This is a genomic window from Pseudomonas sp. CM25 (assembly GCF_013179705.1).
GTDB lineage: Bacteria > Pseudomonadota > Gammaproteobacteria > Pseudomonadales > Pseudomonadaceae > Aquipseudomonas.
The window spans coordinates 1-4,163 of record NZ_JABMCW010000418.1; the positions used below are offsets into that span (position 1 = coordinate 1).

The 4,163-nt window shown below is 59.9% G+C and carries 5 protein-coding genes; 3 read left to right on the plus strand and 2 right to left on the minus strand.

All coding sequences use genetic code 11. From position 1 onward, the window contains the following. Positions 1 to 404: nucleotidyltransferase domain-containing protein (locus HP546_RS26895; RefSeq protein WP_172231874.1), on the minus strand; the 404-nt coding region annotated here is incomplete at its 3' end. Positions 405 to 443: 39 nt separating this feature from the next. Continuing rightward, positions 444 to 1,226, minus strand: a complete 783-nt coding sequence (gene map, locus HP546_RS26900) for a type I methionyl aminopeptidase (RefSeq protein WP_172231877.1) — start codon at positions 1,224 to 1,226, stop codon at positions 444 to 446. A gap of 347 nt (positions 1,227 to 1,573) precedes the next feature. Here map and rpsB point away from each other — a divergent pair, with 347 nt between their 5' ends. The 3 genes from rpsB to pyrH all read left to right on the plus strand — a co-directional run. Beyond that, entirely contained in the window at positions 1,574 to 2,311 is a 738-nt protein-coding gene (gene rpsB, locus HP546_RS26905) for a 30S ribosomal protein S2 (RefSeq protein WP_172231881.1), read from the plus strand. A gap of 186 nt (positions 2,312 to 2,497) precedes the next feature. Next, positions 2,498 to 3,361, plus strand: a complete 864-nt coding sequence (tsf, locus tag HP546_RS26910; protein WP_172231884.1) for a translation elongation factor Ts — start codon at positions 2,498 to 2,500, stop codon at positions 3,359 to 3,361. 177 nt (positions 3,362 to 3,538) lie between these two features. Further along, positions 3,539 to 4,163, plus strand: a 625-nt coding sequence (gene pyrH, locus HP546_RS26915) for a UMP kinase (RefSeq protein ID WP_172231887.1), incomplete at its 3' end; no start/stop codon positions are given.

A 4,163-nucleotide genomic window follows, 5' to 3' on the forward strand; every position in this document is an offset into this window, starting at 1 on the left:
CGCACGCTCTGACCCACTTCAAGGCCGATGTCCCACAGCAAGGTGAGAAAACGCTCGATCGCGTCGCGGTACTGTTCGTGCTCGGCCGCACCCAGCAGGATCAGCAGGTCGATGTCCGAATGTGGGTGCAGTTCGCCGCGCCCGTAGCCGCCCACAGCCACCAGGGCGATGCCGCTGGGGTCGCCCCAGGCAAACTGGTTCCACGCCTGTTGCAGGATATTGTCGACCAGCCAGGCGCGGGCTTCGATCAGCGGGCGTATTTCACCACCCGCGCGGAAACGCTTGTCGAGCACCTCGCCGGCCTGGCGGATGGCTTTCTTGAAGGCGGCGATGGGGCTCGCCTTGAGGGCCAGTTCCGCCTGGAACTGGCCGCGGTCGAACAGCTCGGGGTCCACCTGGGGCATCGCGTCACGTTCCTGTCGGGGGTGGCTGCCGGCGTGCGGTCAGGCCGAGATGCGCGGGATGGTGTCGTCCTTGCGCAGGGTGAAGATCTCGTAGCCGGTCGCAGTCACCACCAGGGTGTGCTCCCACTGGGCCGAGAGCTTGCGGTCCTTGGTGATGGCGGTCCAGCCGTCGCCCAGCACCTTGGTGTCGGCCTTGCCCTGGTTGATCATCGGCTCGATGGTGAAGGTCATGCCTTCTTTGAGTTCCATGCCGGTGCCGGCGCGGCCGTAGTGCAGAATCTGCGGCTCTTCGTGGAATACCTTGCCGATACCGTGGCCGCAGAACTCGCGTACCACCGAGAAGCCGTTCTTTTCCGCGTGCTTCTGGATCACTTCGCCGATGTCGCCCAGGCGGCAGCCCGGCTTGACCAGTTCGATGGCCTTGTACATGCATTCCTGGGTGACCTGGGACAGGCGCTCGGCCCATACCGGCACGGTGCCGACGTGGAACATGCGGCTGGTGTCGCCGTGGTAGCCGTCCTTGATCACGGTGACATCGATGTTCAGCGTGTCACCGTCCTTGAGCGGCTTGTCGTTGGGTATGCCGTGGCAGACCACATGGTTGATCGAGGTGCAGATCGACTTCGGGTAGCCCTTGTAGTTGAGCGGTGCCGGGATGGCCTGCTGGACGTTGACGATATAGTCGTGGCACAGGCGGTCGAGCGCTTCGGTGGTGACACCGGGCTTGACGTGCTCTTCGATCATTTCCAGCACTTCGGCGGCCAGGCGGCCAGCGATGCGCATCTTCTCGATGTCTTCTGCGGTCTTGATGGTGACGGTCATTACAGGCTCTCTACGGCGCCGTGCACGGCGCGAACAAACGGGAAAGGCCGGATTCTAGCAGAGCAGGGCGCCGATCGGTCGGGATAAAGGCGGCCATGCTGCTGTCTACAGCTGGCATTCTGGCGCGAAAGCCGGGGTGCTGCAAAAGCCGCTGACGGACGCAACAGTATTCGGGTTCCGTTCGCTCGCGGTCTGTGGTATAAAATGCGCCGCTTTCGGGGATGACCCCGTGAGCTTCAAACCCACACACGTGTCGACACGATGACCTGGGTGCCCCGATCTCTTCGGAATCGCGGGTTGGTCATTGGGATGCGTGGAGGCCCAACCCGACTTACCAAGGAACTATCATGTCCCAAGTCAATATGCGCGATATGCTGAAGGCCGGTGTGCACTTCGGCCACCAGACCCGTTACTGGAACCCGAAAATGGGCAAGTACATTTTCGGCGCGCGTAACAAGATTCACATCATCAACCTGGAAAAAACCCTGCCAATGTTCAACGACGCCCTGGCGTTCGTAGAGCGTCTGGCTCAGGGCAAGAACAAGATCATGTTCGTCGGTACCAAGCGTTCCGCCGGCAAGATCGTGGCCGAGCAAGCTGCTCGCGCCGGTTCGCCATACGTTGACCACCGCTGGTTGGGCGGCATGCTGACCAACTACAAGACCATTCGTGCTTCGATCAAGCGTCTGCGCGACCTGGAAACCCAGGCCGAAGATGGCACCTTTGCCAAGCTGACCAAGAAAGAAGCCCTGATGCGTTCGCGCGATCTGGAAAAACTGGACCGCAGCCTGGGTGGTATCAAGGACATGGGCGGTCTGCCTGATGCCCTGTTCGTTATCGACGTTGATCACGAGCGCATCGCGATCACCGAAGCCAACAAGCTGGGTATCCCGGTTATCGGCGTTGTCGATACCAACAGCAGCCCGGAAGGTGTTGACTACATCATCCCAGGTAACGATGACGCCATTCGCGCTATCGAGCTGTACATGACTTCGATGGCTGACGCCATCATCCGCGGCCGCAACCACGTTGCTGGCGGCACCGAAGTCTACGCTGAAGAAGCGGCTGCACCTGCTGCCGAGTAATTAGACGCTAGCGTCGACTTGGCACGCAAAAAGGGGGCTCTGCCCCCTTTTTGCCACCTTGAAATCCTGCTGTCAGCATCGGCCCCGCATCATGGGCCCGCTGAGTCAAAAACAGCGGATTTGCAGAATTGAACGCCCGTGAGCAACGGGTGGAATGGTTGAAAAACTTTCCAAGAGGATTTTGAAATGGCAGCAATTACTGCAGCGCTGGTCAAAGAACTGCGCGAGCGTACCGGCGAAGGCATGATGGATTGCAAGAAAGCCCTGGAAAAGGCTGGCGGCGACATCGAAAAAGCCATTGACGACATGCGTGCCTCGGGCGCCATCAAGGCCGCCAAAAAGGCTGGCAACGTCGCTGCTGAAGGCGCTATCGCCGTCAAGACCGACGGTAAATCCGCCGTCCTGCTGGAAGTGAACTCGCAGACCGACTTCCTGGCCCTGCAAGACGACTTCAAAACCTTCGTCGCCGAAAGCCTCGAAGAAGCCTTCGCCCAGAAGCTGACCGACGCCGCTCCGCTGATCGCTTCGCGTGAAGCTGCTCGTGAAGCCCTGGTTGCCAAGGTAGGCGAGAACGTCAACATCCGTCGCCTGGTGCGCGTTGAGGGTGACGTTGTCGGTGCCTACCTGCACGGCAACAAGATCGGTGCTGTCGTTGTCCTGAAAGGCGGCGACGTCGAGCTGGCCAAGAACATCGCCATGCACGTTGCCGCTTCGAACCCGGAGTTCCTGGATTCGTCGGAAATCTCCGCCGAAGCCATCGAGCGCGAGAAGGCCGTCTTCCTGCAGCTGAACGCTGACAAGATCGCCGGCAAGCCGGAAAACATCGTTGAGAACATGATCAACGGTCGTATCACCAAGTTCAAGGCCGAAGCCTCGCTGAAAGAGCAAGCTTTCGTCATGAACCCGGAAGTCAAGGTCGGCGAGCTGGCCAAGAAAGCCGGTGCTGAAATCGTTTCGTTCACCTACTTCAAAGTAGGCGAAGGCATCGAGAAGCCGGTCGACAACTTCGCTGAAGAAGTTGCCGCCCAGCTGGCTGCTGCCAAGCAGTAAGACAGCCCCGTCTGTCGCCACAAAGAGGCTGCCCGCTCACGCGCGCAGCCTCTTTGTCAAAGCGGGAGCGGTTTACAAGGCCGTTGCTCGCTGACGCAGTCGCTGCGTCACATTAGAGTTATACGCAGGCTCAAGAAGCCCGCCAGAATTTTACAAACGCCGCAGGAGAGATTCGCAATGGCTCAGCAGGGCAGTGGTCATCAGGCTCGCTATAAACGCATTCTACTCAAACTTAGCGGCGAGGCCCTGATGGGCTCGGAAGAGTTCGGGATCGACCCCAAGGTCCTGGATCGCATGGCGCTGGAAGTCGGCCAGCTGGTCGGCATCGGTGTCCAGGTAGGCCTGGTGATCGGTGGTGGCAACCTGTTCCGTGGTGCGGCGCTCAGTGCAGCCGGCATGGACCGCGTTACCGGCGACCACATGGGCATGCTGGCCACCGTGATGAATGGCCTGGCCATGCGCGATGCGCTGGAGCGGGCAAACATCACCGCCATCGTCATGTCGGCGATCTCCATGGTTGGCGTGACCGATCACTATGATCGCCGCAAGGCCATGCGCCACCTCAACGCCAAGGAAGTCGTAATCTTCGCTGCCGGTACTGGCAACCCGTTCTTCACCACCGACTCTGCCGCTTGCCTGCGCGCCATCGAAATCGATGCCGATGTGGTATTGAAGGCAACCAAGGTCGATGGTGTATACACTGCAGATCCATTCAAGGACCCGCATGCCGAGAAGTTCGATCATCTGACCTACGATGAAGTGCTGGATCGCAAGCTGGGTGTGATGGACCTGACGGCAATCT

Coding starts and splice junctions, on each gene's coding strand:
- map (WP_172231877.1), bottom strand. CDS start 1,226: ATGACCGTCACCATCAAGACCGCAGAAGACATCGAGAAGATGCGCATC.
- rpsB (WP_172231881.1), top strand. CDS start 1,574: ATGTCCCAAGTCAATATGCGCGATATGCTGAAGGCCGGTGTGCACTTC.
- tsf (WP_172231884.1), top strand. CDS start 2,498: ATGGCAGCAATTACTGCAGCGCTGGTCAAAGAACTGCGCGAGCGTACC.